Below are 4065 nucleotides of genomic sequence, written 5' to 3'. Positions count from 1 at the left end.
GAACACCGGCTCGACGTAGGCGCTGTAAGCATCCTTGAAGAACCGGGTGGTTGCGTCCCACGCGCTCTTCATGAAATCGGTGAAGTTCGCCCAGATTTCACGGCCCTTTTCGGTCTTGGTGAAAAACGCCCACAGAGCGACACCAGCCGCGACAATAGCGGCACCGATAAGAACAATGGGGTTAGCTGCCATGACCAGGTTAAACGCGGTCTGAACACCCGTCCATAGTTTCGTCGCGCCAGTAATCAGCTTCGTGGTTTTCAGCATCTGCAGAAGCCCACCAGCGGCCTTAGCCGTCTCGATAAACTTCATTGCCTTGTACAGGGCAACAAACTGCGTCGCCGCAGCACCCAGGCCAAGCGCCAACGGCCCCAACCACGTCGCATTATCCTGCACAAACCGACCAACACGCTGAAACGCGTCACCCACCGCATCCATCACAGGACGCAAAGCACCACCCTCACCAGTCACGTCCTTAATCGCGCCGGTGACATTCTTCAGCCCAGTAGTCACAAACTCGACAGCCGTAGTCAACGGGCCAATAAACGGCTCAATAACCGCAGCACCAAAGTTCGAAAACGCCGTCTTCATGTTCGACATCTTCGCCGGCAACGTCTGGCCCATCTCCTTAGCCAGGTCACCCGTACCCTTATTCACCGCACCAACAAAGTCCTCGAAGGAAACCTTGCCGTCCGAGACAGCCTTCTTAATCTCCTCCTGCGACATACCCATGTGGTCAGCCAGGTACTTCGTCGCATTCACACCAGCGTCGGCCATCTGGTTCAGATCCTCACCAGTGACCTTGCCCGCCGCGCTCATCTGCTGCAGCACACGACCAACATCAACACCGGAGCCCTCCGCAATCGAGGACAGGGCAGTGAACGCATCAATCGCATCATTCATCGGCTTACCCAGCTGCACACCCGACTGGGCGAACATCGCCGAGTACTTCGCCGCGTCAGCCAAAGACACACTGGTGCCGGTGACCTGCTCGGTCAGCTGCTCCATTTGCGCCTTCGTCTGGTCAGCCGACAGGCCAACCGACTGGAACATGATTTCGGCGCGTTGAATATTCATTAGGCGCTCGAAACCACCCGATAGCACGCTAGTGACACCGCTAATACCAGCGAAAGCACCAGCCATACCACCGGCCTTCTTCGCAATGTCCATCATCGAGCGGCCGAACCCACCGGCCTTACCCGTGGCACCGCCCATAGCGCCACCGAACTTCGTGACATCACCAGCGGCCTTACGGGCCTCCGCACCCGCCTTATTAGTGGCCTGCGCCGCGTCCTGCACCGCCTGCTTATGCAGATTCTCCTTCGACTTCAACGAGTCCGTAGCATTCGCTAGATTAGCCCGCGCCTTACCCAAATCACCTTCAGCACGAGCCGCCGCAGTATTCGCGCTACCGGACTGACGCTTCGCCTTCTCCAGCTCACGCTCAGCCGCCGCCGTCTGCTTCGTACCCGCCCCATAACGGTCGCGGGTATCAATCAGATTCTGCTCTGCAGCCTTCACCGCGTCAGCGGCAGACCTCGCCTTAGCGCGAGCCTCATCCACCCCAGCCTCAGCAGCCTTGACCTTACCGACAGCCTCAGCCGACTTAATCCGCGCCTGAGACAACTGATCCTCAGCACGCTTCACCGCGTTAGAAGTCGTAGACTGCCCACTACGAGCAGCCTCCAAATCCTTCTCAGAGCGGGCAACACGCATAGAAGCGTCTTCATTCTTCGCCTTCGCAGTCGCGACCTTATTCTCGGCGGCGATAATCTGCGACGCGGACGCATTACCCTTAGAGCGGATATTCTCCAACTCCTGCTCCGCGACAGCCAACTCCTTCGCTGACTGCGCCTCATCACGGCGGGCACGAGCAAGCGCGTTAGTAGCCTGCTCGATCTTACGGGCAAGCGCCTTACCCGCCGACTCCCCGGACTTAGAGAACTCCTTCTCGAACTCCTGACCCGACTTACGCGCAGCGCCGGAGGCCTCCTTCATGACAGTGGCGACAAAGCCCTTCATCTGCGCGTTAACGGGAACCCAAACGCCACCAGCCATGATCTTGACCTCCAGTGCCTATAGCGAATCCAGGTAATCCGCCACCTGCTCAGGAGTAGCGTCCCCGAAATCACCGAACTTCGATTTGTTATCTGTCTCCGACCACGGGAACCGTGGCCTATTCTCCGAAGGCAGCTCAGCCTTCTTATCCCCCGCCGCGCGCGCCGCAATCACAGAGCCGCGCATGTTCTCCCACATGATTGCCCACAGCATGTCGAGGGTCGCGCCCCACTCCCTACCGTCAGTGAGATGGCGAGTGTGGGGGCCAGCGTCCGGCAACCCCTCAAGTAGGACCCGGAGTTTCCGCAGCGTTATCTCACGCCGGAAATACGCCGCTATCGGGTCCCACCCGTAGAACCGCTCAAACGCGGCTTCTAGCGCTTCCGGCGACGCGCTGCCCGTCGCGAGGAGCGATTGCCACGAGTAGGGTTTCCCCCAACCTCATCGCGGGATTCGTTCATGTACTGGGTGAACACCATGAAGAACAGGTTGCTGGTGCCACCAACCTCAAGGAACTGGTCGTACTGCTCGGCGCCCATGTAGAACTCGGCAATGTCCGGGCCGTCCTCCAGCTCGGAGAGCTCATCGAGTGCGTCATCGTCCAGCAGGATTGGGTCGCGGAACGTGAACGTCTTGCCCTGGTAGTCGAATGGGACCATGCCCTTTTCGGCTCCGGTGGCTTCCTCGCGCTGCTTCAGCAGTTCGTCGAGATTCAGGTTAGTCATGGCAGACCTCCAAAAAAGAGTTAAGAAAAAAGAAGTATGTGGTGGCAGACCCATTTACGCGGGCATGAAAAAAGAAAGGGGCGCGGGCCGGGTCTGCCACGAAAACAACCCGCCCCCCCCCAATGCGCCCCAGCGCCGGTTTAGCCAGCGACCGGGATAGTCACCTGCTGCGACGCAGACAGGTTCTTCGAGTCCTTCACGGTCACCTTCGCCGAAATGCTGGAACCGGACACGCTCGCAACAGTGCCGGAAATCTTGCCGGAGGCCTTATCAATCGACAGGCCAGACGGCAGACCAGTAGCCGAGAACTCATACGGCTCCGTGCCACCAGAAGCAGTAACGGTAGCGGTGTACGCCTGACCCTTAGTCAGCTCCGGCAGAGTAGCGCCGGAGGACACCTTCAGGGTGTTCACACCGTCGGTGGACTCACCAGTAGCGGCACGGCCACCAGAAGCCCACTCCGAGTTGAACTGCCAGTTCGCGGTCTTACCAACCGCCTCCGGCTCAGTAGAGCCGTAGTCAGCCTCAGAAGCCGGGTAGGTGTTGTAGGTGAGTTCCAGGCCGACCATGTCGTCCTTCTTAAACACCAGGGAACCGCGCTCGGTGATCTGCGCGTCGAACAGGGTCAGGCGCATGGCCTTGTCCTTGTCGATGACGTCGAGGGACAGGAACTCGTGCGGGAAGTCCGGCAGGTTGCCCTCGTAGAACTCGGTGACGCCGCCCTCGTTGATGAGTTCATCTTCGGTGACGCCCAGGAACTTCGCGAGGTTCTCAACCGAGGACTCCCACAGGGTCATCTTGATGCCCTTAACGGCCTTGGTGACGTCAACACGAATCGGGTTGACCTACTGCCACGGGATGTACTCCTGCTTGTCCTCATCGAAGGAAATCTCAAGGCCATCCGGGGACAGGTAGCCCAGGTTCTTGTGAACCTCGGAGTCGTACTTCTCGCCCAGCGGGACCTTCTTGGTGCCCAGTGCGGCGGCGCGGACAGCGCCGGTCATACCGACACGGGCATGGCGGGCATTGAAGCCCTCAAGGGTGGACTGTTCAGCCATTGCTGTTTCTCCTTAAAACTGCATGAAAAAAGCCACCCCGAGGGGGTGGCTGGGAAAACGTCTTCTAGTCTTTGTCAGTGTGCGACCGTTACCCGGTCACAGTGAGGTCAGCGACCACACCAATACGCTTCAAATGAGGGTTCATGTCCTCACGTGTCGCCATACGCGGGCAATCCACAGAGGTAATGCTGTTCTCGACCTGGAACGGCAGTTGATGCAGCGCG

Annotated in this window: 5 protein-coding genes; all 5 read right to left on the bottom strand. The window is 59.0% G+C overall.

The window, feature by feature from the left end; all coding sequences use genetic code 11:
• On the bottom strand, positions 1–2058 hold a 2058-nt coding region (locus BKN05_RS11655; protein ID WP_286688707.1), incomplete at its 3' end, for a tape measure protein.
• Between the two features lie 18 nt (positions 2059–2076).
• Positions 2077–2271, bottom strand: coding sequence for a hypothetical protein (locus tag BKN05_RS11650; RefSeq protein WP_232250850.1), 195 nt, complete (start codon positions 2269–2271; stop codon positions 2077–2079).
• A gap of 161 nt (positions 2272–2432) precedes the next feature.
• Entirely contained in the window at positions 2433–2783 is a 351-nt protein-coding gene (locus BKN05_RS11645) for a hypothetical protein (RefSeq protein ID WP_286688706.1), read from the bottom strand.
• 140 nt (positions 2784–2923) lie between these two features.
• A complete protein-coding gene (locus tag BKN05_RS11640) occupies positions 2924–3580 on the bottom strand; it encodes an Ig domain-containing protein (RefSeq protein ID WP_286688705.1) in 657 nt (218 codons plus the stop codon).
• 48 nt (positions 3581–3628) lie between these two features.
• Positions 3629–3841, bottom strand: a complete 213-nt coding sequence (locus tag BKN05_RS11635; protein WP_286688704.1) for a hypothetical protein — start codon at positions 3839–3841, stop codon at positions 3629–3631.
• Positions 3842–4065: the final 224 nt, after the last annotated feature.

The sequence above is a fragment of the Corynebacterium sp. S5S1 genome, assembly GCF_001913985.1.
GTDB lineage: Bacteria > Actinomycetota > Actinomycetes > Mycobacteriales > Mycobacteriaceae > Corynebacterium > Corynebacterium marquesiae.
The sequence above is the reverse complement of the archived record's forward strand: the minus strand, read 5'-3'. Positions and strand labels throughout refer to the sequence as shown.

Bases quoted from the DNA above. Each gene is read 5' to 3' on its own strand.
- BKN05_RS11645 (WP_286688706.1), bottom strand. From the start codon at position 2,783: ATGACTAACCTGAATCTCGACGAACTGCTGAAGCAGCGCGAGGAAGCC.
- BKN05_RS11635 (WP_286688704.1), bottom strand. From the start codon at position 3,841: ATGGCTGAACAGTCCACCCTTGAGGGCTTCAATGCCCGCCATGCCCGT.
- BKN05_RS11650 (WP_232250850.1), bottom strand. From the start codon at position 2,271: ATGCTGTGGGCAATCATGTGGGAGAACATGCGCGGCTCTGTGATTGCG.
- BKN05_RS11640 (WP_286688705.1), bottom strand. From the start codon at position 3,580: ATGACCCTGTGGGAGTCCTCGGTTGAGAACCTCGCGAAGTTCCTGGGC.